The 22719-nt window shown below is 44.1% G+C and carries 22 protein-coding genes and 1 pseudogene; 3 read left to right on the forward strand and 20 right to left on the reverse strand.

Annotated elements, in window-relative coordinates:
• Nucleotides 1-6 precede the first annotated feature (6 nt).
• The gene (locus tag NYE45_RS17380; RefSeq protein WP_340013386.1) at nucleotides 7-1137 is read right to left on the reverse strand and encodes a phage tail protein; all 1131 of its coding nucleotides are present in this window, start codon (nucleotides 1135-1137) and stop codon (nucleotides 7-9) included.
• 397 nt (nucleotides 1138-1534) lie between these two features.
• Here NYE45_RS17380 and NYE45_RS17385 point away from each other — a divergent pair, with 397 nt between their 5' ends.
• On the forward strand, nucleotides 1535-2050 hold the full coding sequence (locus tag NYE45_RS17385; protein ID WP_340013387.1) for a hypothetical protein: 516 nt from the start codon (nucleotides 1535-1537) through the stop codon (nucleotides 2048-2050).
• Between the two features lie 41 nt (nucleotides 2051-2091).
• Here the strand turns inward: NYE45_RS17385 and NYE45_RS17390 are convergent, their stop codons facing one another.
• The 4 genes from NYE45_RS17390 to NYE45_RS17405 all read right to left on the reverse strand — a co-directional run bounded on the left by NYE45_RS17390 (nucleotide 2092) and on the right by NYE45_RS17405 (nucleotide 4497).
• Nucleotides 2092-2307, reverse strand: coding sequence for a hypothetical protein (locus NYE45_RS17390; protein ID WP_340013388.1), 216 nt, complete (start codon nucleotides 2305-2307; stop codon nucleotides 2092-2094).
• 115 nt (nucleotides 2308-2422) lie between these two features.
• Complete coding sequence (locus tag NYE45_RS17395) at nucleotides 2423-3403, reverse strand: phage tail protein (RefSeq protein WP_340013389.1); 981 nt, start codon at nucleotides 3401-3403, stop codon at nucleotides 2423-2425.
• Nucleotides 3318-3536 (reverse strand): hypothetical protein, encoded by a 219-nt coding sequence (locus tag NYE45_RS17400; RefSeq protein WP_340013390.1) that lies wholly within the window; start codon nucleotides 3534-3536, stop codon nucleotides 3318-3320. Before NYE45_RS17400 ends, NYE45_RS17395 begins: the two co-directional genes overlap by 86 nt.
• Before the next feature lie 400 nt (nucleotides 3537-3936).
• Nucleotides 3937-4497: a tyrosine-type recombinase/integrase gene (locus NYE45_RS17405; RefSeq protein ID WP_340013391.1), complete on the reverse strand. Its 561-nt coding sequence runs from the start codon at nucleotides 4495-4497 to the stop codon at nucleotides 3937-3939.
• A 482-nt stretch (nucleotides 4498-4979) separates the two neighbouring features.
• Between NYE45_RS17405 and NYE45_RS17410 the strand changes: the two genes are divergently transcribed.
• On the forward strand, nucleotides 4980-5687 hold the full coding sequence (locus NYE45_RS17410) for an NPCBM/NEW2 domain-containing protein (RefSeq protein ID WP_340013393.1): 708 nt from the start codon (nucleotides 4980-4982) through the stop codon (nucleotides 5685-5687).
• 191 nt (nucleotides 5688-5878) lie between these two features.
• On the opposite strand, the gene NYE45_RS17415 is transcribed toward NYE45_RS17410, so the two are convergent.
• From NYE45_RS17415 to NYE45_RS17430, 4 genes are read right to left on the reverse strand one after another with little or no spacing between them, the layout of a single operon-like run.
• Complete coding sequence (locus NYE45_RS17415) at nucleotides 5879-6424, reverse strand: hypothetical protein (RefSeq protein WP_340013395.1); 546 nt, start codon at nucleotides 6422-6424, stop codon at nucleotides 5879-5881.
• Nucleotides 6382-6570 (reverse strand): hypothetical protein, encoded by a 189-nt coding sequence (locus NYE45_RS17420; protein WP_340013396.1) that lies wholly within the window; start codon nucleotides 6568-6570, stop codon nucleotides 6382-6384. Before NYE45_RS17420 ends, NYE45_RS17415 begins: the two co-directional genes overlap by 43 nt.
• A 53-nt stretch (nucleotides 6571-6623) precedes the next feature.
• The gene (locus tag NYE45_RS17425; protein ID WP_340013397.1) at nucleotides 6624-6863 is read right to left on the reverse strand and encodes a hypothetical protein; all 240 of its coding nucleotides are present in this window, start codon (nucleotides 6861-6863) and stop codon (nucleotides 6624-6626) included.
• Nucleotides 6860-7009, reverse strand: a complete 150-nt coding sequence (locus NYE45_RS17430) for a YopX family protein (protein WP_340013398.1) — start codon at nucleotides 7007-7009, stop codon at nucleotides 6860-6862. The genes NYE45_RS17425 and NYE45_RS17430 overlap by 4 nt, the downstream gene beginning before the upstream one ends.
• 365 nt (nucleotides 7010-7374) lie before the next feature.
• Here NYE45_RS17430 and NYE45_RS17435 point away from each other — a divergent pair.
• Nucleotides 7375-8558: pseudogene (locus NYE45_RS17435) on the forward strand (site-specific integrase).
• Between the two features lie 69 nt (nucleotides 8559-8627).
• Here the strand turns inward: NYE45_RS17435 and glnA are convergent.
• The 11 genes from glnA to mutL form a co-directional block, all read right to left on the reverse strand.
• Nucleotides 8628-9956 (reverse strand): type I glutamate--ammonia ligase, encoded by a 1329-nt coding sequence (gene glnA / locus NYE45_RS17440; RefSeq protein WP_062834996.1) that lies wholly within the window; start codon nucleotides 9954-9956, stop codon nucleotides 8628-8630.
• A 129-nt stretch (nucleotides 9957-10085) separates the two neighbouring features.
• A complete protein-coding gene (locus tag NYE45_RS17445) occupies nucleotides 10086-10499 on the reverse strand; it encodes a MerR family transcriptional regulator (RefSeq protein ID WP_056689944.1) in 414 nt (137 codons plus the stop codon).
• Between the two features lie 82 nt (nucleotides 10500-10581).
• On the reverse strand, nucleotides 10582-11835 hold the full coding sequence (locus NYE45_RS17450) for a methionine gamma-lyase family protein (protein ID WP_340013399.1): 1254 nt from the start codon (nucleotides 11833-11835) through the stop codon (nucleotides 10582-10584).
• 84 nt (nucleotides 11836-11919) lie between these two features.
• On the reverse strand, nucleotides 11920-13206 hold the full coding sequence (hflX, locus tag NYE45_RS17455) for a GTPase HflX (protein ID WP_076331536.1): 1287 nt from the start codon (nucleotides 13204-13206) through the stop codon (nucleotides 11920-11922).
• 124 nt (nucleotides 13207-13330) lie between these two features.
• Nucleotides 13331-14302 carry an AAA family ATPase gene (locus NYE45_RS17460; protein ID WP_091011956.1) on the reverse strand — a complete coding sequence of 324 codons (972 nt, stop codon included), beginning with the start codon at nucleotides 14300-14302 and terminating at the stop codon, nucleotides 13331-13333.
• A 110-nt stretch (nucleotides 14303-14412) separates the two neighbouring features.
• Complete coding sequence (locus NYE45_RS17465) at nucleotides 14413-14976, reverse strand: DUF402 domain-containing protein (RefSeq protein ID WP_062835000.1); 564 nt, start codon at nucleotides 14974-14976, stop codon at nucleotides 14413-14415.
• Between the two features lie 296 nt (nucleotides 14977-15272).
• A complete protein-coding gene (locus tag NYE45_RS17470; RefSeq protein ID WP_340013401.1) occupies nucleotides 15273-17945 on the reverse strand; it encodes a PBP1A family penicillin-binding protein in 2673 nt (890 codons plus the stop codon).
• A 170-nt stretch (nucleotides 17946-18115) separates the two neighbouring features.
• The gene (gene hfq, locus NYE45_RS17475) at nucleotides 18116-18358 is read right to left on the reverse strand and encodes an RNA chaperone Hfq (protein WP_017687918.1); all 243 of its coding nucleotides are present in this window, start codon (nucleotides 18356-18358) and stop codon (nucleotides 18116-18118) included.
• Between the two features lie 373 nt (nucleotides 18359-18731).
• Complete coding sequence (miaA, locus tag NYE45_RS17480) at nucleotides 18732-19688, reverse strand: tRNA (adenosine(37)-N6)-dimethylallyltransferase MiaA (RefSeq protein WP_340013402.1); 957 nt, start codon at nucleotides 19686-19688, stop codon at nucleotides 18732-18734.
• Nucleotides 19669-20454 (reverse strand): class I SAM-dependent methyltransferase, encoded by a 786-nt coding sequence (locus tag NYE45_RS17485; RefSeq protein ID WP_340013403.1) that lies wholly within the window; start codon nucleotides 20452-20454, stop codon nucleotides 19669-19671. Before NYE45_RS17485 ends, miaA begins: the two co-directional genes overlap by 20 nt.
• A 17-nt stretch (nucleotides 20455-20471) precedes the next feature.
• Nucleotides 20472-22712 carry a DNA mismatch repair endonuclease MutL gene (mutL, locus tag NYE45_RS17490; RefSeq protein ID WP_340013406.1) on the reverse strand — a complete coding sequence of 747 codons (2241 nt, stop codon included), beginning with the start codon at nucleotides 22710-22712 and terminating at the stop codon, nucleotides 20472-20474.
• Nucleotides 22713-22719: the final 7 nt, after the last annotated feature.

Below are 22719 nucleotides of genomic sequence, written 5' to 3' on the forward strand. Positions count from 1 at the left end.
TCCCCCTTATACTTTAAATGCTTCCCAACTTACATTTACCGAACTGCTGAATACGGGGAGTCTAAAGGAATTGTCTGTCATAGCAAACCCGGTAGATGGTAGGGTTGTTCCACTGAATTCATGGACACGAACGAAACCTCGGTTGGGCACTTCATTTACTTCTGCACCTACAGTAATATAATTGAAATTTGTACCTCCAACTGTCGGTGCACCATTCTTAGTAGCGTAATCATAAGTTCCCATGGAAACATAAATGAAATTACCAGAACCGTAAAAAAATTTAAGAATAACGCGATTAGGTCTGAATCCTAAACCTGTTACAGTAATATAAAAATAAGTATCTTGAAATCCAGTTATAGGATACATCCAAGAAGAGGATGAAGTAGAATTTCCAGAAGCGTATGAAGCACCTGCTGATAAAGTTATTGGAAAATCATATATACCAGGATTTAAATTTTGTGCTGCTCCGTTCGGGACGATAATTGTAGGCGATGTATTCCTTGTTATGAGTTTCCCGGTTAATAAGCCCGTGTCCGTTCCGATTGTCTTAGTTGACCTGACATCCCCTGCTACTGCAGTTCCATACTCCCCCCCTTCACCCTGTAAGATAAAATTTGTGCCATTGTAAACCAGCGAATATACCGAGTTCACCCGAAATGCATTGGAAGCAATGGCGCTACCGTTTGATTTAAGGACGCTTTTAGCACCAAGTCCGTTTACGTTAATGGTTACTGCACCAGTATTAGCAACGTTAATTTTGATCGTGATTCTAAGGCCATCTACATATGCTGTGGGTGCAGGAGTAAGAGTAACTAAATATGCATTTCCACTATTAGTGGTTGTTCCGTATCCATTACGATTATTGATGATCCCTTGCGCTGATTGAGCTGCCGTCATAACCTCTCCAAGTGCCTTTTCAGTTGGCGCTTCGGATTCGGATATTCCGTTTGTTTTGTTCGATAACTTCACTTTACCTTTCTGAGTTAACGATGCATCCGGAATGTCCAATTCATTTACTAATTCTAGTAATGTCCCAACTTCCTCGCGGGTAGCTACTCCCTCATCAATCTTCTCAAAGATGGCATTAATACCTACTCGACTTACACTTTCATTTCCCAAAGGCAACGGTAGTTTCAATTGGCATGTTTAATTCCTCCATTTTGTTATTATTATGTCTATACGATCTAGCTCATAAGTTGTTAAATGGTCTGAAATCAGACATAAAAATAGCGCTCCGATGTCGGAACGCCTGTTGCACGATTTTCCCGTTTTGCTCCATGTCTGCATTGCTTTCACCCAGATCATATTTTCAACTTCTTAAGGTTTGTAAACTTTTGAATCTGAGTTGCTACTTTCAGGCTAAAAATTTAGATATGTCGGAAGTCTCATTTTACTAGTCAATAATGTAAAATACACGATTTCTTAATCTTGATCTTAAATGTAAACACCAAAAAATAATTCTATCTCCCCATGTCATTATTGCGATAAGTGGGTAATATGTTTTAGACAACTAATTTTTGGAGGATGATACATAATGAAAAAATTAATTGCAGGTCTTACTATTGGAATGCTCATCGGCTCAGCAACTCTGGCTTCAGCAGCCACCGCACCTTCTATTAAGGCAACACTAACAAAATACAACATTGTTCTTGGCGGTCAAGTTCAACAACTTTCAGCTAACCAAATCATCTATAAAGGGAATACCTACATTCAATTGCGTGAAGCTGGTTCATTATTCGGATATAACGCTAGCTTCAAAAATAAAACTATAACCTTCACCACAAAAGATGGTAACCTTAACAACTGGATATCACTTGCTGACTTTTCTTCTAAAACCGGCTATGAAGTTGAACCCCAAGAAGAAAACGAGAATATTTACGACGTGATCAACAACAAAACTAAGTTATTCTCCGTGAATGCAACTGGACTAAAAGAACATGAACATAAATCTGTAGCCACTTCCAAAGGTAAGACAGTAACTTTCACTAAATATAAAGGTTCCATTTTACTGGATCGCGCTGAACTAATAGCTGCTGGCCTAATTAAGTAAAAATGGAAAGGGCTGAGATTCACCTCAGCCCTCTTTTTTGTTTAAATCAAGTCATTAAAACCTAAATTATTTTCTGGATCGCTTCTTCGGATCGCTTCTTTAACATCTATATTCTGATTCAATGCCTCAGATATAACCTCTCCAAACATTTCAATAAAATTATCTCGGGGTATAGCCATTACATATTCAGGACTAGTTTTAAGCAGTAACTCGTTTTGGTTTATTGTTTGAAAATTATTGTCTATCCACTCATCCATTCCATTTCAACTTACTTTCTTATGCTACTGATGTAGCAAAGAATCTGGATATCGTAGCAGATGAACCAGTATTATTTGGATGCTTCCATCTGCTGCAGATACTACCCAAGCCGCGTTAGACCATCCAGTAATTTTCTGTGCCATTATAGCGGATCGACCAACCACCTCCTGTATAACCGCCAAGGTTAGCAGATATTTGAGCGCACTGTTTTCCGTTTAGGTTAGCATACACTTTGGCTCCATTGCCCAATGAAACATTACTTGACTCTTGAACAGTCCTTCCGGCTTCGTAAGTCGATACAACCTTACCACTACCGTTATGATAACCCGCCGGGATTGTATAACTATCGTTTTGAAAGGTAAGATTTTTCGTTCCGATGCTACCCTGGTTTACCATCGTTCCAGAAACAATCCCTTCATCTGTACCGATCGTTTTTCCCGACAAAACATCGGACGCTACCGCCGTCCCATACTCACCCCCTTCACCCTGTAAGATAAAAGCCGTTCCGTTATAGACAAATGAATATACTGAGTTTGCCTGTAACGCATTGGCGGTCATGTCACTACCATTTGATTTCAGCACACTTTTGGCGCCAAGCCCGTTCACGTTTATGGACACTGGACCAGTATTCGCGGCGTTAATCTTAACCGTAATTCTTAGACCGTCCACATAAGCAACCGGTGCCGGAGTTAGTGCGACCGTATAGACATTTCCGCTATTCGTTGTTGTTCCGTAACCGTCTCTATTATTGATGATGGCTTGTGCAGCTAATCCAATATCATAAGCATTCTTAACAGCCTTTGGCGTTGCCACTTCTGTATCGCTACTTGATCCAGTAGCATTGGAGAGTTGCACAATCCCCTTTTGTGTTAGGGATGCATCCTGTGGCGCAGGGATGTTGCCCAAACGATTATCCAAGTCCTCAATGTTGGCCTTGAATGTGTTGTGATCATAAGCCGAGAAAAGTCGGGCAACCCTTGTCCCTGCTCCCCATGACTGAGCTACTCCTTCAAACGCTCTGGTTACACCTGTAAGCACATTCCCTGTCTTCTCGGTATACAGGTATTGTTTCTGCGTTTTCGTTAGCTGGATCAAGCACCAGTTGGTTAGGCGCAGGAGGTAATACCGAACCGTCCAGCACCGTGAAACTGGTCTGAGTATCGTCAATGTCTGTCGCCAGCTCCGTCTGCCTACTATTGACAGCTGCCGGATACATTGTTTCAATCATCGTTTATACCTCCTTAGTTCAACCGGATCTCCACTTAACCCGCCAGGAATTTAAAAATGTCGTTATTTAGAATGCTCCGTGGTGTTTCGAGCGTTCCGAAATATGCTTTCTTTCGATTCGGATTCTGTTTCCTGCTCACAAATTTATCACCACTTTCATGTAATTGAGTTGGAATTCCTATTTAAGGTCAGTAATAGTCAAACGTTACGAATCAAAATAAGCCTCCGTCTGAATCGCAGGCTGTTGCGCTGTGCTCATATCCACTAAATAATGTAAGTTGAGTGAAACATAAAGGTAATTCTGTTTCACTCATTTAGAGCATAAAAAACGTGTTTCTTCATCTAATATCCTCATCTCATTTAAATGAGTGCACTAAACGGTAATTTATGTTTCACTCATATCACCTTAATTTCAGAATTGCTCTGTCCATCATGTCCTGAGTTAACCCAATATAGTCTAAAGTCTCTCTTGGATCAATGTGTCCGAACATCTGCATTAGTAACGCTAAATTCTCTGGATCGTCCATATAAAGACGGTATGCCCAGGTCTTTCGTAGTGAGTGAACGCCTATATCTTTTAATTTGATTTCACGAGCCGCTTCGCTCAGGAAACGATATGCAGTGGTCCGATCAATCGGCTGTCTACGCATTCGACTTACTGTCTTAACTTGTCGACTGGGAAATAGACAATCATTGGAGAACATGTCGGCTGTGTAGTCATCCAGATCTGATCGAATACTTGGATGAATGATAAACGTTTTGGCATGCTTGTTCTTTTGCTCAACCATGCTTATGTGAGTTCCCTTGGTTTGCCACACCCTAAGACTCAGCAAGTCAGAAACGCGAAGCCCGCTGTATATACCCATGCAAAAAAATAAGTAATTGCGCATACTCCTTATATAGAAGTATTCCTTCATTCCATCAATAACACGTTCATCGCGGATCGGCTGTACCTTTCTCATTTAGTCACCTTCTCTGGATTATGATTCAACTTCCAGCAGCGCGGCACAATACACAACTGCACAACTCCTGTCCATGTTCCCAAGCAACAGCCCCGACATTGCTCTAGTTGTTTGTCAGAAACCCTCAGAATATCCGGTTCGTTTTTGCTGTAAAAATGGCCATCCATACTCTTCCCTCCAATACAAAAAGGCCGCTCAAAAGAGCGACCTTCTTATTTACGTTATTATATGGATTTAAGATAACATGTTTTTAATTCAGGATTACTTCGTTTTTCTGGACAAGGATAATTTAAGGAATAGTTTAATAACCACAATATGCTAGTCTCCCATTCTATTAACCACCATCCATCCCTCTATTCAAGCGTGCATTAAACCTTGGTTCAAATGTCATATCTCAGCCCTCAGAAATATTACCATTGTCCTACAATAAGTAATACGATAGAATTACAATTGGTAAATATTGAGTTAGGAGAGAGAAAATAATGAATAAAAAGATTTCAGGATCAAAAGGATTTATTGCAGGTTTTGTAGCAGCTGGAATGCTGTTTGGAGCGACTGCATTAGCTGCGAGTAATTCAGTAACAGTTGATATCGCAAACCTCAAGTTTATGTTTAACAATGTAGAAAAAAAACAGGCAGCAGGAGAAGTAAGTTTCATTTATAAGGGTACTACATATGTCCCTCTACGGTTTGTAAGTGAAGGTCTAGGTGAGAAAGTGGAGTATGACGGTAAAAACAAAGCTATATGGGTTGGTAAACGTGATGGCTATGGTATCAGTTTGACTTCCAAGGATTATGCACGTTTTGATGCCTATAGTGATCGTATGTGGTTCAATGAATCCGATAAAACGTTGACAGGGACGGAATACAGAAATAACATTCTCACAAGGGTTGACGCTGGATGGAAAGATGAGAAGGTTACATCGGTTGAGTACAACCTCGACGGAAAATATAAACGTCTGACGGCTTTCGCGGGAATTGAGGATAAATACAAAAATACTTCAGGAGAGTACACAGTTACTTTCTATGGTGACGGAGAAGTCATTAAGTCATATGAAGGTTTGAAGGGCGGAGATCATGCGGTACCTGTAGATATTAATCTGGAGGGTGTACTGAAACTGAAAATTGAGTTCAGTGCAAAGAGTGATTATGCAAACATTTTAATTGGTGAGCCGAAGTTGTATCAGTAATGATAAAACATCCAGTCAATGAACCGACTGGATGTATTTCTTTTTATCGACCCACTCAAGCAATCTCCATCCCAAGGATTTTCATCTCGGAATCAGTAAGCCTATTTCTCCTTCGTTATTCCGCCCTCTTCCATAGTCAATTGTTACAAAATCTAAGGTTCGATTGAATTTTAAACTGTTAGCTATATTAGCTATAGCTCTGCGCCTTTTATCTGCAAACTAGTAGCTGCAATTCCGTGAACGTCCTTGCGATATCCTTTTTCCATGTATTCTTGAGCTTTCAAATATTTCTTGCCTTCCAGGAAAAGCAGCCTCGCTGCTACACCTTCGTGTAGATCTTTTAAGTTATTTATAGCGAATCGGACGTTGTTGGAAATAAATACGTAAAGCTCATAGTTGGCGTGCCGCTTGTCCTTCATGATAACAGCATTTGCCTTTATATCAGCTGTCAGTTCATGGCCTGATTCGCGCTTCGCAACCGCCCCTTCCGCAGACAACAACTCATAAGCTGACATTCCGTTTTCAATTTGCTCTAGCGCGAATTCATAGTTTTGTATAATGTCCATCATGCCTACATATTTTCCGAGTAACCACTTGGTTTTGCGGATATCCACTTCATCCACGTCCGAGAAAAAGTTTAACTGAATGATCTTATTAGTATCATCAATATCTTTTTGCTTAGGAGCGGCAACTACTATTTCTTCTGTGCTCGTGCCGTTCCCTCCCGTGTTTCCCACTTCGCCTTCTCATTCATAAATTCCAAGCACCTATTCTGAAACCACTCAAGCAATCGTTTTGTTTCGTCCCGTTCAGCCGCAATACTTGCATTGATCTCTGTCATTTCTTTCATTGCTTGGTCACGTTCTTTAATGGCTTCAATCAAATCCTCTGGAGCTACGCCTTCCCACTAATTTATCAAACCAGCGATACGGTTGTTCATTCCACCACCAACTTCCCTATATCCCGCAGATCTGCTTTACTTTTGGCCCTTGTGAACGAGTTAAGATAGACAATCTTTTTCATGGCTTGTTTAGTCTCAAACATCACCTTTTTTCTTTCGCCTGGTGACAGGTCATGGCTGGACGCTTGGTAAAGTCTGCTCTGAGCCTTCAGCCCATCTAACAGTGACGCCTGGATAGCAACTGCATCGTCATATGTTAACCCAAACTGTCTCATTGCTTATCCGCTCCTTCCTCAACCAAAATTTCAGGGTTTTCGTAGATATTCCCGATCACTTCTCCGTCTTCTATATATCCCAAATGCAAGCCCATTAACGGCTCTTTTCCTCTAAATAACTGGAACATGCCGCCGTACAACCTCACGACTAGATTTTCGGGAAATCGGCCGCTGGTCGTTTGTCTTGAAGCGCTTAATGAGTCATTAAACGATATCGTCCATAGGCTATTCCTCTTTCTTTTTACGACCGTAGGTTTTCTTTTTGTCTTTTTTAGCGTCCCAAAACATTGCTTCCAAATGCAGGCAAATACGAAAGACAGGCAAATCAGTTTGCAATTAAGTTACTGACAGCTACAATCGAACCAGAACTTGGCAAAACGAAAGAACAGTTACTAAGACGCTGCTCTATTCCAGCCGAACTACATAGCTTTTTGTAATCTTGCGCTTCCACCGTTGCAAGACGGTTTAACATATATAAAAACAGAACATGCGTTCGCATTGAGGTAGAATTATGGAAAGTTTCAAGAAATTAAAAAGTGGCTGAAGATATCGGTTAAAGTACACCGATCCATTCACTCAACAACAAAAGGAAAAATCAGAGGCTGGTTTTCGAACTAAACCAGAAGCCGAGTTGGCTGCTGCAGAATATCTAAAACAGCTAAAGCAAGGGTTCGAACAGACAGACATTCCTCTGGTCGATTACATTCGGAATTGGATAGATAACTATAAGAAAGGTGTTGTAAGAAAGAATACGATAAAACTACATGAAAACAACCTAAACACCCATATCCAACCTTATTTTAAGCGTCTTATGCTTCAGGATTCGAAACCAGATATGTATCAAGTCTTTTTGGACTCTTTATTTAAAAAGGGACTCAGCAAGCGCACGGTCGAGATCATCAACTCCACTGTATACCCAGCCATAGAGCATGCGTTGATTCAAGGGAAAATATTACGAAATCCATGTAAAGGTTCAATTATTAAAGGAGAGCACAAAAAGAAGACGATCCAATTCATTGATTCAAAGGGCATTCCCAAATTTCTTCATACGGCTCGAGGTGATGCGTACATTTATTGGATTTTCTTCAAAGTGCTCATTGAAACGGGTTTACGAAAAGGCGAGGCTGCTGCTCTCAGGTGGTCGGATATCAATTTCAAAGAAAAGACGATCCGCGTGGATGAAACACTCGATTTTCAAGCCGCAGACGAGGATGAACTTTTCGGAGATACAAAAACCAAAAAATCTACACGCACCATTAGCGTAAGTAACGGCATCATAAATGACTTGAGGTACCATGCTTCATGGCAGAATCAAAATAAGATCAATTTAGGGGAGTAAATGTACAGACACGATTTAAATCTGGTCTTGTGCAGGAATGATGGTAGTCCGATGCCTAAATCTAGTTTATTTAATGCTTCGAAGAGAATTTTAAGAAAAGCTGGTTTAAGTGAGGATTTAACAATTCATTCTTTGAGACATACCTATGCCGTGATCATGCTTGAAGCTGGGGCTGATATAAAATTTGTACAAGAGCAGCTTGGGCATGGCAGTGTGCAAATTACATACGATGTGTATGCTCATATTTCTAAAAAGCTAGAAAAGCGGAACATTGATAAGTATGAAGAGTACACTTCCCGTATTTTTGGATCAGAAAATCAAAAACCGGGGACGTTTGGGGGACGCAACCTCAATAGAAGTGCAATTCCCTCAAAACGTCCCCCGGCTCATTCCTTCAAAACCCCGTAGTTACAAGGTTTTTTCGATTAATACAAAGTAATATATTGATCGCGTTCCCATTGGTGGACTTGTGTACGGTACATATCCCACTCAATTTCTTTCAGCTCATAGAAGTGAGCCAAGGCGTGGTCGCCGAGAGCATCACAGATGACTTCGCTGCGGATCAATTCATTCAATGCTTCTTTCAGGTCAGCTGGCAAGCTTGGAATGCCTTCTTCCACGCGCTCTTCTTCTGACATGATGTAGATGTTACGGTCAATTGGAGCTGGTAAGGAAAGCTCACGTTTGATTCCGTCCAGACCTGCTTTCAACAAAACAGCCAAAGCCAGGTAAGGGTTAGCAGCCGGATCCGGGTTACGAACTTCAACACGTGTACTTAGGCCACGGGAAGCTGGAATACGGATCATTGGGCTACGGTTACTAGCAGACCATGCTACATAGCAAGGCGCTTCATAACCAGGTACAAGACGTTTGTATGAGTTCACAGTTGGGTTAGTAATTGCTGCAAATGCACGCGCATGCTTGAGCGTTCCAGCCATAAAGTGACGTGCAGTTTTGCTCAGACCCAGCTCGTCCGACTCGTCAACGAATGCATTCTCATTGCCTTTGAACAAGGATTGGTTACAGTGCATACCGGATCCGTTCATACCAAACAGTGGTTTCGGCATAAAGGTAGCATGTAGACCATGCTGACGTGCAATCGTTTTAACAACGAGTTTGAACGTTTGGATCTGGTCTGCTGCTTTCAGAGCATCAGCATATTTAAAGTCGATCTCATGCTGACCCGGAGCTACCTCATGGTGGGAAGCTTCGATCTCAAAGCCCATTTCTTCAAGTGTGATAACGATGTCACGACGACAGTTTTCACCAAGATCCGTAGGCGCAAGGTCGAAATATCCACCTTGGTCATTCAGTTCGTTAGTCGGGTTTCCTTTTTCGTCTGTTTTGAACAAGAAGAACTCTGGTTCAGGACCGACGTTGAAGGAAGTGAATCCCATTTCTTCGGCTTCCTTCAGATTACGTTTCAAGATGCCACGCGGATCTCCTGGGAACGGATTACCATCCGGAAGATACACGTCACAAATCAGGCGTGCAACACGGTTCTCTGCAACCCATGGGAAAATAAGCCAAGAATCTAGATCTGGATAGAGGTACATGTCGGACTCTTCAATACGTACATAACCTTCAATGGAAGATCCATCGAACATCATTTTGTTATCCAGAGCCTTAGTCAACTGGCTCACAGGAATCTCAACGTTTTTGATAGCTCCAAGCAAATCAGTAAATTGCAATCGAATGAATCGTACGTTTTCTTCTTTCGAAATGCGGAGAATGTCTTCTTTTGTATAACTCACTATAACCTCTCCCTTTCTTATCTGCGTATTTGGCTTGCCTGTTATATTTGTACATTAGAAAGTTCCACGGGTCAAGGAGTCTCACACCAAAAGTGCATGTTTTCCCCTCACTCGCCAAGTTATGCGAATTTACTTTTTATTAAAGAATCGGGAAAGCTCTCCCTGAATGAGAGATACTTGTCCAGGTCTCTTACCTGATACCAGCTGCTGCTTCAGCAAGCGATGCAACTGCGTATCGGACAGCTCTCTGCGTTTGACTTCAGTATCTGGCGTGATAACTGTAGCTTCCTCAGATTCTTTCGAAACAGGATTCATCACTTGTTTGATCCCCGCGATGTTAACTCCTTTTTCAATCAAAGCCTTGATCTCTAGCAATCTCTCAACGTCATTAAAAGAGAACAAACGTTGATTACCTGACGTTCTCGCAGGAACGATCAAGCTGTGCTGCTCATAATAACGAATCTGACGTGCAGACAGATCCGTAAGTTTCATTACAATACCAATCGGGAATAAGGCCATATTTCTGCGAATTTCATCACCCATGTTCATCAACCTTCCAGTCATCTATTCTTCACCCTATTGTACATTTAGTTGTTACCAAGTGTCAATGATGTGTTAGATAAACTCACAATAATTTACGATCTTTCATGGTTTGTAACGCCATTAAAACGCCATATTTGACATGAGAGTACGTTAATCCGCCTTGCATATACCCGATATACGGCTCCCGAATAGGTGCATCGGCTGACAATTCCAGACTTCCGCCCTGAATAAACGTACCTGCCGCCATAATGACAGGATGCTCATAACCAGGCATGTCCCAAGGTTCAGGAACCACATGGCTATCTACAGCCGCTGCACGCTGAATCCCCTGCACGAAGGCGATCAGATGCTCGGCAGAGCTGAACTGCACAGCCTGGATCAGATCTGTGCGAGTTTCATTCCAAGCAGGTTTGGTTACAAATCCGGATTGAGCAAACATCGCGGCAGCAAACGTACTTCCTTTGATAGCTTGTCCTACAATTGTCGGAGCCATGTAAAGTCCTTGGTAGATGCCACGTGTTGTCCCCAGCATGGCTCCCACCTCTCCCCCAATTCCTGGGGCTGTCAGACGATAAGCTGCCAACTGTACGTACTGTTCCTTCCCACATATGTATCCACCGGTTTCCGCAATGCCTCCACCAGGATTCTTGATCAGTGACCCGGCCATCAGATCAACTCCGACTTCTGTCGGTTCACGTTCCTCTGTGAATTCACCGTAACAATTATCTACGAATACGATAACATCTTCTTTCAGCGCTTTAACACGTGTAACCATCTCAGCGATCTCAGCAACGCAGAAGGAGGAGCGCCAGTCATAACCGCGTGAACGTTGAATCCCAATGACTTTTGTAGCCGGTTTGATGCTCTTCTCAACTGCTGCCCAGTCCACTCCACCTTCTGCAGTTAAAGCCGTCTCACGGTAACCGATGCCAAAATCGCGTAACGAACCTGTACCATCGCCGGGTTTGCCAATTACTTTATGCAATGTGTCATAAGGCTTACCAGTGATGTACAATAATTCGTCACCTGGGCGCAACACGCCAAAGAGAGCTGTACTAATCGTATGTGTACCTGAAGCAAAATGAGGACGTACCAACGCGGCTTCCGCGCCGAACACATCAGCATATACTTCATCAAGCACTTCACGCCCACGATCGTTATACGCATAACCTGTTGAACCTGCAAAATGAAAATCGCTTACTTTTCGCTGTTGGAAAGCATTAATGACCTTCCATTGATTGTGATCTGTGATCCGATCAATCTGTTGAAGTTGTCCTTCAATCTGACGCTCCACTTGATGTTGAAGATCAGATATTTCTGAATCAAAACTTACCATCTTACTTCATTCCCCTTCATAGCACGAATCTGACGTTGAATATCTATTATTGTGTCAACTTATCACATCAATATGTCATGAATATTACAATTCAATGAATTCTTCAAGCATATAACCAAATTTCTCATATTCACCTTTTTGCAATTCAACTTCATAAATCACATCATTCTCTTCAAAGCTGGTATCCACGACATCACCAATTTTGTAAAGTACCGACGTAAGATCACCACGTTCTGCCGGAATACGGAAGCGCTTCGTGTCACCTGTCAGCTCTGTCTGAATTAATTCACGGATTTTAAGCAGATCTTCCGAGTCCAATGCGCTTACTTTAATATGGCCTTTATCCAATGGAAGCATCTCAAGCTGTTCAGGAGTACATGCATCTTTCTTGTTATAGAGCACTAACTGTGGCTTGTCCCCTGAACCAAGTTCTTGCAGAATCGTATTAACCGTCCGCATCTGATCTTCACGCATAGCTGATGAAGCATCCACAACATGCAGGATGAGATCTGCTTCATTCACTTCCTCAAGCGTTGCACGGAATGCTGCAATCAGATCATGCGGGAGATTTTGAATAAATCCTACCGTGTCGGTAAGTACGATTTCTTTACCACTTGGAAGTTCCATCGTGCGTGATGTTGGATCCAGTGTAGCGAATAGCTGATCTTGAATATACACATCTGCAGCAGTTAACTGCTTGAGCAAGGTTGATTTGCCAGCATTGGTATAACCAACAAGGGCCACCTGAACAATACCTGTCTTTTTGCGGCGTTCTCGATGCAACTTACGATGACGTGTCAGTTCTTCCAGATGACGTTTCAGATCATCGATGCGACCACGGATGTGACGACGGTCCGTCTCCAGCTTACTTTCACCCGGACCTCTTGTTCCGATTCCCCCGCCCAGTCTGGAAAGGTTCTTACCATGACCCGACAAACGTGGCAGCAAATAGCTATGCTGAGCCAATTCCACTTGAATGATACCTTCTCTGGTGTTGGCACGTTGTGCAAAGATGTCCAAGATCAATTGGGTACGGTCGATAATTTTGAGATCCAGCGTTTCTTCAAGATTACGAACTTGTGCACCTGACAATTCCTGATCAAAAATGGCTGTAGTTGCTCCGAGTTCCTCCGCGATCGCACGAAGTTCTTCCACCTTACCTTTACCAATGAACCATTTGGTATCACGCTTTTCCCTGTTCTGAGAAAGTACACTCAGCACTTCCACTCCAGCTGTTTCCGCAAGTTTTACCAGTTCCTCTAAAGAGTACTCCGGATTGATACCTGTACGTTTTACATCATCCGTAACAAGACTCACCAAAACGGCGCGATCTTTTTTGACCATATCTGTATCATGTGTGCCATTTGTCATGTATATGTTCACTCCCTCTTATTACTAATCCGTTGATTTGATCGTCATTGCCATGAATATGCCATGGCATGCCTTAAGCCGAACCGGTTGGCCCGGCCGGCTGGTGTAAAAACTATATTATCGCTTACTTTCGCTCAAAGTTCAAATCCTCTGTACGGATTGTCATCAGCTCCAGTTTACCTGGACTGCCTTCCGTATATTGTTCCAATAATCGAACCGCCTGATGCCTGATCGAACGCTCAATGGCATTACGAACGTATCTGGCGTTACTGAACGCATGCAGTGAATCATTTTTTTCCTGAAGCAAATGTTGCTTCAACTTGAGTATGGTCTGTGGCATTAGAATATAATCACGCTCTTTGGCCATAATCTCAGAGATTTGAATCAACTGATCAATGCTATAGTCTGGAAACTCTACCTGAATGGGAAAGCGGGAAGGTAACCCGGGATTCGTCTGGAGAAAAAAATCAATCTCTTCCGAGTAACCGGCAAGAATCAGTATAAACTGATTTTTATTGTCTTCCATGGACTTTACAAGCGTATCAATGGCTTCCTTGCCAAAATCCTTCTCACCACCGCGGGCCAAACTGTATGCTTCATCAATGAACAATATCCCACCGAGTGCCTTCTTAACCAGATCTCTTGTTTTCTGCGCCGTGTGACCGATATATTCTCCAACGAGATCCGCACGCTCTACTTCAATAAGATGTCCTTTACTCAACACACCCATCTTCTGAAAAAGTTTCGCAACAATTCTGGCTACAGTTGTCTTACCGGTCCCCGGATTACCTTTGAAGATCATATGATACACGTGCGCGCCACTAAGTAAGCCTGCTTCGGTACGCATTTGAGCAATCTGTAAGAAAGCATAGATTTCAAATACCAGATCTTTGATATTTTCAAGTCCAACCAGTTGCTCCAATTCACCCTGTATCTCCTGGAAGTGCGCATGTTTGGTTATACTCTTAGCCGCCTGTACTGCCGCTGCTTCGTCTTTGACCAACATCTGAGGTTCCTGGTTACGCAATACAATATTAATTTGTCTGGATGGTCTGCCTCCCGGTTGCTCTCCTGCAGCCATGACCCGTCCGTTCATTCGCCATCACCTCTATTTTATCGGGCTGAACTCTCCTGATTATTAATGTATTCTATCAGGTGCTCCAATATTAGAAGGATCATGAAGAATTCTAAGGCTAGGTACATGTCTTAAATCTGAATGTTTTTTCGAAACTCTCCGTTCTCAAACAAACTCTGCCTGTGCTTCAGCGATAACTGAAAGTACGGGAATACATGTGCATCAATGGCATGCAGCAGTTCCTTTGCCGTCTTGTTCGCCAAGTCATAATCACCTGTCGTAATATGCTTCCGTGAGAGTGCATCTTCAAGCTCATCTTCATCCAGCAAAAATACTTCTCCATCTTTCAACACAACGACATCCAGATACAGGTCATCAAACCAAGGAACACCTTGATCGGTTATGCCCTGACTACGGCATGTATCAATGTACCATTCCACAATCCGTTCCTGATCGTCGAACATCGCCGTAACTACAAAGTGTTCTCCCTTCGGATAGTATTGCAGCCAGGAATAACCTTTATCTGCGATACAGAAGGTACTGCCTCCATATGTTTTCCACAGAGGTTCTTTCAAATCCTGTATGGTGTACAACGTAATATAACCTGTGAAAATTTTGGATTGAACGAACCGGCATGTGAATTGTCGGTTCGTAATCCGGCGCCAGTTCGCGCGGTCCCCGAATTTCCGTTTCATACGAACCCCTCTTTGCCGACTACAGGCCCGTGACCTGCTCTCATATTGGTGAACAATGTAATAACGTCCGCATGATGGCTTCCAGCGCTCTGGACCCGCCTTGCACAACGTATTACGAATAGTTACAGCTTACCATATTTAAGGTATACACTCAAAATCAAGCTTTGTCCCATCGATTCATTAAATGAGCTTCTATTACAGATGGTTCCGTATCACACAAAAAAACTGCTTCACCGGGTTTCCGGGAAGCAGTTTTTTCAATGTAGCTTAATGTAGCTATTTAGTGATTCAATGGCTTAGCCGCCAGTTCCAGCTTGAGAATCTGCAGGTGCATCTGTGCCCCCAGTATCCCCACTCGTTCCGCTGTCCGGGGTTACAACTTCGCCAGGCGTCGTTACGGACCCATCATCGGAACCTTCACCGGTACTGCCTGGATCTGTTGTTCCCTGACCAGGTGGAGTCGTATTTCCTCCCCCAGGTTGACCGTTTCCTTGACCAGATCCGCCGTTATTACCATTGTTACCATTGTTTCCGTTATTGCCATTACCATTTCCGTTGTTGCCATTTTCATTACCGTTACCGTTATTGCCATTCGAGTTGCCATTATCCGGTGAACCATTGTCCGGATTCTCTGTACCAGGCTGCTCAGGGTCTATCTCTGTCCCAGGGTCTATGCCAGGATCAGGTTCCTCCGGTGGTACTTCCTGCGCTTCAATCATCAGAGAGATGGTGTTGGAAGGATCCGTCTCCATTCCTGATGCCGAGTCGTAGGCTGTCACATAGTACTCATAGGTCAGACCAGGCAACGCACTTAAATCTTGTGCACTGGTCGCGCCTACTGCATCTATGAGATGAGTAAACTGCGCTTCAGAGGTTTCTTTACGATACACCCGATATTGTGTGCTCCCGTCACCTGTTCCAGTCCAACTAAGTGAAACGGTTTGAGCAGTTGGATCATATGATCCACTCAGACCACTAACGGACAGAGCTGGCTGTTCTGGTTCTTCTACTGGCGGAGGTGCCTGCCCTCCAGCCGGTGTTTTGAATTGCTTCACGGGAACGCCTTTCATCGCATCTCCCATGACTTTGGCAAAGAAAGCTGCCGACAGCTTACTGCTGTTCTTAAGCATATGATTCGCATCCGGATTGTCATAGCCCATCCAGACTGCGGCGGTCCATTCCGGTGTGTATCCAACGAACCATACATCACGGTTGGCACTGTTGCCAGAGATGCCACTTTGAACAGTTCCTGTTTTACCCGCTACCGGACGATCCAGACGTGCTGAACGTCCCGTACCGTCATTAACAACGTTCTGTAGCATCTGTGTAAGCTGATACGCATTTTGCTCACTCATGACACGCGTTGTGTCCGAGTTATCGTGTTTGTACGTGGTTTTGCCTGCGCTATCCTTAATTTCCTTAATAGAATAGGCTGCTCGGTATTCTCCAAGGTTAGCAAATGCACTATAGGCTTGCGCCATTTCCAGTGTATTTGTACCTTTACTCAGACCACCGAGGGCAATCGCCAGGTTTTTGTCTTCATCTGTCAGCTGTATGCCTACACTCTTGGCAAAATTAATGCCTGTGTTAACACCTATTTTATCAAGTAGCCAAACCGCAGGAATATTTTCCGACTTCGTAATGGCTTCCGTCATACTGATCGTTGAAGAATATCCATGCAAGTTACCAGGACAATAGTTACCAAAACATTGTTTCGCATTACTCAGCGAGGAGTTCGCACTGTAATTTCCTGATTCTAGAGCCGGTGCATAAGACACAATCGGTTTAAAAGCTGAACCAGGTTGTCTTCGACTCTGCGTTACACGGCTATAACCTTTGGTCTGATAATCCCGTCCACCCAGGAGGGCAACGAGGCTACCATTCTCATGGTTCATGATAACCATGGAGCCTTGAACCTGTTGATCATCTTTGCTTGCCTCGAACAGACTATCATCCGTGAAGGCAGTTTCCATGGCTGTTTGAGCCTGAGCATCCATGGTTGTATAGATTTTGTATCCACCGATATTCAGATCATCTTCCGTTTTGCCTGTTACACGTTCAGCTTCACGGAGCACATAATCAATAAAGGCTTGATATTTCTGATCTTTTTCTGGTCGCTTGTAGTTATAGTTAATCTCTTTTGCTTCATCCATCTCCGCCTTGGTAATGTAGCCTTGTTCATACATCAGCTGCAATACTACACCTCGGCGTGCTTTTGAATCGTTTGGATTGCTCACCGGATTATAAGCAGAAGGACCTTTCGGCATAGCTGCTAATGTGGCAATTTGCCACAACTTCAATCTATTGAGATCGGTAACTCCAAAATAAAATTCAGATGCTGCTTTAATGCCGTAACGCTGATGGCCGAAGAATATCCGGTTCAGGTACATCGTCAGGATCTCGTCTTTTGTGTACTTGCGCTCTAATGCCATGGCAATCGATACTTCTGTTGCTTTACGGAAGAACGTCTTGTCACGGGACAAGAACATGTTCTTGGCAAGCTGTTGGGTTAGTGTACTACCACCTTCCACCATGGAACGGGCCATGACGTCCTTAACCGCGGCACGCCCTATGGACCAGATATCCACGCCTTGGTGATCGTAGAATCGTTTATCCTCCGTTGCGACAAAGGCTTGCTTCAACAGTTCAGGAATATCATCTTCTTTGACGGGTTCCAGCTTCTGAATGGACAGCTCCCCCATTAATTGGCCATTGCGATCATATACTTTTGAAGTTTCATTAATTGTGGTTTTGTCCTTGTTGGCTTTGAGCAGATTTTCGCCACTCACCATAATAAATAAATATCCGCCAAGTGCACAGAATATGGCGATTGCCATTGTGAAAAACAGTGTCCATCCAACGCGTTTACCCGTAATTTTTTTCTTTTTAGAGGTCTTTGGCTTCGCTTTTTTGGGTGACTTGTTATTGTTGTTGCGATTGTTAGACCTCGACAACGGATCGTTTGGCATGTTACCTCCTGACTCCCTTTCGGTTGCATAATTTCTATTCGTCTGTAGGCTCAGGCATATATTAAACATATTTTGCCCGGAATGAAAAGAACAACCCTTTATTCAGGTTGCTCTGTTTCAATACCTATACTTGTAGACGAAATGGTTGGTGAAAAGGTTTCGTAATTTTTTTAAGCTTCGCCGCTGTTATCTTGCTGCATCAGCGATACGCTGCGTTGCGGCGTGAACGTGGAGATGGCATGCTTGTAGACCATTTGCTGGCGTCCGTCGCTGTCAATGACGATCGTAAAATTGTCAAATGCCTTGATCGTCCCGCGGATTTGGAAGCCGTTGGTCAGATAGACCGTAGCAGGAATATTCTCTTTCCGCAGTTGGTTCAAGAACGTATCTTGGATGTTGATGGACTTGTTCATTAGCCGTACCCCCATTGGTTCATTTGAATTCGTGTTCAAGTAATATTCAATATCGCTGAGTAGCTTTCGTGCTATTATATCATGAACAGTTTCATATAATCCACAAAAACCCCTTGTCTGCTATTTTGCACCCATTCTTGGCGTGGTGTACAACTAGAAGACTTATCCATTATACACCGCTTGCCAGATTTGCAAAAGAGGGACAAAATCTTCGTTTTTAAGCATACTCCTTGCTTGTTTAGCGAAGCGTAAATCCATTCCATCTGTTCTAGTGATAAGCAAAAACCTCTATCTTTTTAAACTTCAAAAGGTAGAGGTTTACATTCGCTGATCTAATCCAGGCATATGAGATCAATACTAATCATTGCTCAAATCAGTCAAATTTTCGTGTAATCAAGTCACTTACCTGATTGTAGTTTCCTTCAAAGTCTTCGGTATCCGTCATGTCCACCCATTCAATATCCTTCATATGGCGGAACCAGGAAAGCTGACGTTTGGCAAAACGCCGCGTATCTCTCTTCAACCACTCAACCGCCGCTTCCCAGCTCACTTCTCCTTGCAGGAACGCTGCAATTTCCTTATAACCCAGTCCTTGCATGGAAATATGACCTCTCGCCACTCCACGCTCCAACAGGGATTTCACCTCATCGACCAAACCTTGTTCGATCATCAGGTCAATCCGCTCTTCTACCCGGGCATACAACTTCTGACGATCCATTGTCAAACCAACAATAAGGAGGTCATAAGGCGACTCTTTCTTCTGTACTGCCAGCTGATCAGACCACTTCTCGCCTGTGAGGTGATGGATCTCAAGCGCACGTACAATTCGCCGCTGATCATTCGGATGCAGACGATCCGCACTAACTGGATCAACTTCCCTCAAACGATCATGAAGAGCCTGTGCTCCATGTTGCTCCGCAAAGCTGAATTGTTGCTCTCTGAATGCTTCATCCGAACCACTATCGGAAAATTGGAAGCCGTAACATACCGATTCCACATACAGACCGGTGCCACCTACAATAAAGGGCATTTTACCGCGTTCATGGATTTCACTAATCAATCGTGTGCAACTCTCCTGAAACTCGGCCACAGAGTACGGATACTCCGGTTCATGGATATCAATAAGATGATGGGGTACACCTTTCATTTCTTCAGATGTAATCTTGGCTGTTCCGATATCCATCTCACGATATACCTGCATCGAATCCCCTGAAATAATCTCACAATTAAATGCTTGGGCAAGCTCGATGCTCAATCTCGTTTTTCCAACTGCTGTTGGTCCAACCAGCACAAGCAGTTTAGGTTTTGGTTTAACTTCCGCTTTCAACATTAATCACTCCGTACAGGGTTTTTGCATTCGCCCGATCAAGTATTTCAAATCCGAGCCTGTCAAACTCCGCGCTGCCGCGCTTTTCTTTCATAACGACACGTTTACGGGCAACCCGTCTCGCTTCCATAATGCTCTGTTCGTGCAACGCATGAGCGTTCGCATAATCTCGCAAGGGCTGTATAGCACTCGAATCCATCATCGGCTCACGGAACATAGGGTCAAAATAAACGGTGTCACAGCTTCGATCCGGCATGGAACGCAGCAACTCAAGATGATCCACATGCCGCAGATCTATGCGCCGGAAAGCTTCATCCACCAAGGGCTGATTGCTCTTATAATGAGACATGCCCTCCAGCAACAGGGTATAGAGCGGTTGAGAACTTTCACATGCGATGACCCGTCCACTCTTACCAGCTGCAACCGAAAATACCAGCGCATCTGAACCGAGTCCAGCGGTACAATCAATAATCGTGTCCCCTTCAATGACCAAACCAGCTTCCAGCATCGGGTCGGGTTCCCCTCTTAGCACACGTTTAGCGCGAACAAATCCCATACTGGGGTGAAACTCAAGCTCCGTTGCATCCTTGCGAAACAGGCGCGCTCTGCCATTGAGCACGACCAGTATTTCATCAATACCATAATGTTCAATTAGTCTGGGTAAAGACGTTCTTTTGCGCGGTACGTAGGTACCTCCAGTCGTTTCGGCGAGCTTACGTGCACGCTCCACCTGAGAGGCAATCTCCTTGTCACCGGTTGTAATGTACATAATGTCCCCCTAAATAGCTACATCACTCGTTTAAATAATTTCTCTAGATCATACGTTGAAAATGAAATCACTATCGGTCGCCCATGCGGACACGTGTAGGGCTGTCGACATGAACCCAGACGCTGAATCAGCACTTCTGCCTCCTGATCCGTCAGCTTCTGGTTGGCTTTGATTGACGCCTTGCAGGAGCACATAATGGATGCAGCTTCCCTCATCTTGGCCACATCTATGCTGCGTTCGCTAAGAACCCATTCGGACATTTCTTCAATAATGTCTTTCTCGTCCCCTTTGGGGAACCAGAACGGGTGGGAACGCACACGGAACGTCTGTCCACCAAAATGCTCCAAATATACACCCGCCTGTTCGAACCAGGCCAGTCTTGTTTTCAGCTTTTCCGTCTCCGAAGGTGTGAACTCCAGCGTAATCGGCAGCAGTAACTCTTGTGAGGCCTGGGCAGGGTTACCGAATTTCTCGTAATAGTACTCATAATTGACGCGTTCATGAGCGGCATGCTGATCAATCAAATATAAACCTTGGTCATTTTGCGCGATCAAATACGTACCATGATGCTGTCCGATCAGACTCAGCTCCGGAAATGCCGGCATGGATGCATCCGATTTAATGGCAGCGGCCAGTTTGGTGGCATCAGGCAAACCTGAAGTTTTCCACGTCCGTTCATTTCTCGCAATCGAAGACGGGTTATACGATGAACGTGCTTCCCTAACCGGTGAATATACAGAGTCGGAGCGATACGTAGCTGGTGTGCCTTCAGCCAGAGATTTCTCTGCTGCTCCACGATCTCCACCATCTTGAGAAGAGAGGTCAGATTTGGAAAAAGTTTTGGTAGAGCTTGTACTTGAACTTGTACTTGAACTTGTACTTACATCCTTAGTGCCTTCTTGCACGTTAACGGATGTCTGCTCCCCGTCATGACTAGCAATCTGCTGCAAGATATCCCCGTTCCAACTCTCTAACTGCTCAGGGGGGTGTGTAATCTCAGGTGGAGCTTCGGGCAAAGGCACCGACTGCCCCTGTTCAGATACTGGTTGTCCTGTGGTCACATCCGCCGGAGCATCCAAATCCAGATCATCATCTTCCGCAGTCAACTTTAGTGATGCACTAGCAAGCTTTCCGAGTGGACCTTGTTGCCCATATCCTTCTGCATCAGATGCATCTTTCAAAGGACCCCTTGGAAAGAGGAATTGTTCCTGGATAAAGGAACTATCGTCTCCGCGTCGAATCTGCTGCTTTTTGACCTGTGGAATCAATACCTCCTGCCGGAGAATCCCCCGCAAAGTCGTCTCTATAAATTCATATAGTTCTGGTTCCTTGCTGAAGCGAACCTCCAATTTGGCAGGATGCACGTTCACATCCACAAGGGATGGGTGCATCTCCAACTGCACCACGACAAGCGGGAAGCGATTAATGGGCAGCAAGGTATGGTAAGCTTTGAGAATCGCCTGATTGAGACCGTAATTGCGAACAAATCGCCCATTAACAATCGTCGACATCCCACCACGGTTCGCTCGTGTCCATTCTGGCAGGCTGATCAGCCCGCTTACCCGGTAATCCAGACTTTCTCCCTGAATGGGAAGCATCGCTTTCGCTGCACTTGTCCCATAGATCGCTGCAACCACTTGCAGCAGATCGCCGTTACCCAACGTCTGAAGTAACACATTTTCATTATGGCGCAGTCGGAACGAAATGTTTGGATGAGACATCGCCATCCGGTATAGGACATCTGAAATGTGTCCCAGTTCCGTCTGGATCGTTTTCATATATTTGAGTCTGGCTGGCGTATTGTAAAATAGTTCTCTCACTGCAAAATCTGTACCTTGGGGTGAGGTTGCATCTTCATGAGATATAAGGTTCCCGCCTTCAATTACGATGCGGCGCCCCCGCCCGTCATTATCACTTGCGGATAACACCTCTACCTTGGACACTGCGGCAATACTCGCCAGGGCTTCGCCACGGAATCCAAGGCTTGTGATCTGGAACAAATCTCGGCCGTGGGCTATTTTACTGGTCGCATGACGATAAAAGGCAGTCTCCATATCCTCTGGCTCAATACCTGAACCATTGTCTTTGACACGAATACTGAGGAGTCCACCCTCTTCCACCGTGACTTCAATCTTCGTGGCGCCTGCATCCACCGAATTTTCGAGCAACTCTTTGACGACTGAAGCAGGTCGTTCGACCACCTCACCCGCCGCGATCTGGTTGGCAATATGTTCATCAAGCACATGTATTTTCGCCACAGGTTTT

This window comes from Paenibacillus sp. FSL K6-1318 (assembly GCF_037976905.1).
Classification (GTDB): Bacteria; Bacillota; Bacilli; order Paenibacillales; family Paenibacillaceae; genus Paenibacillus; species Paenibacillus amylolyticus_A.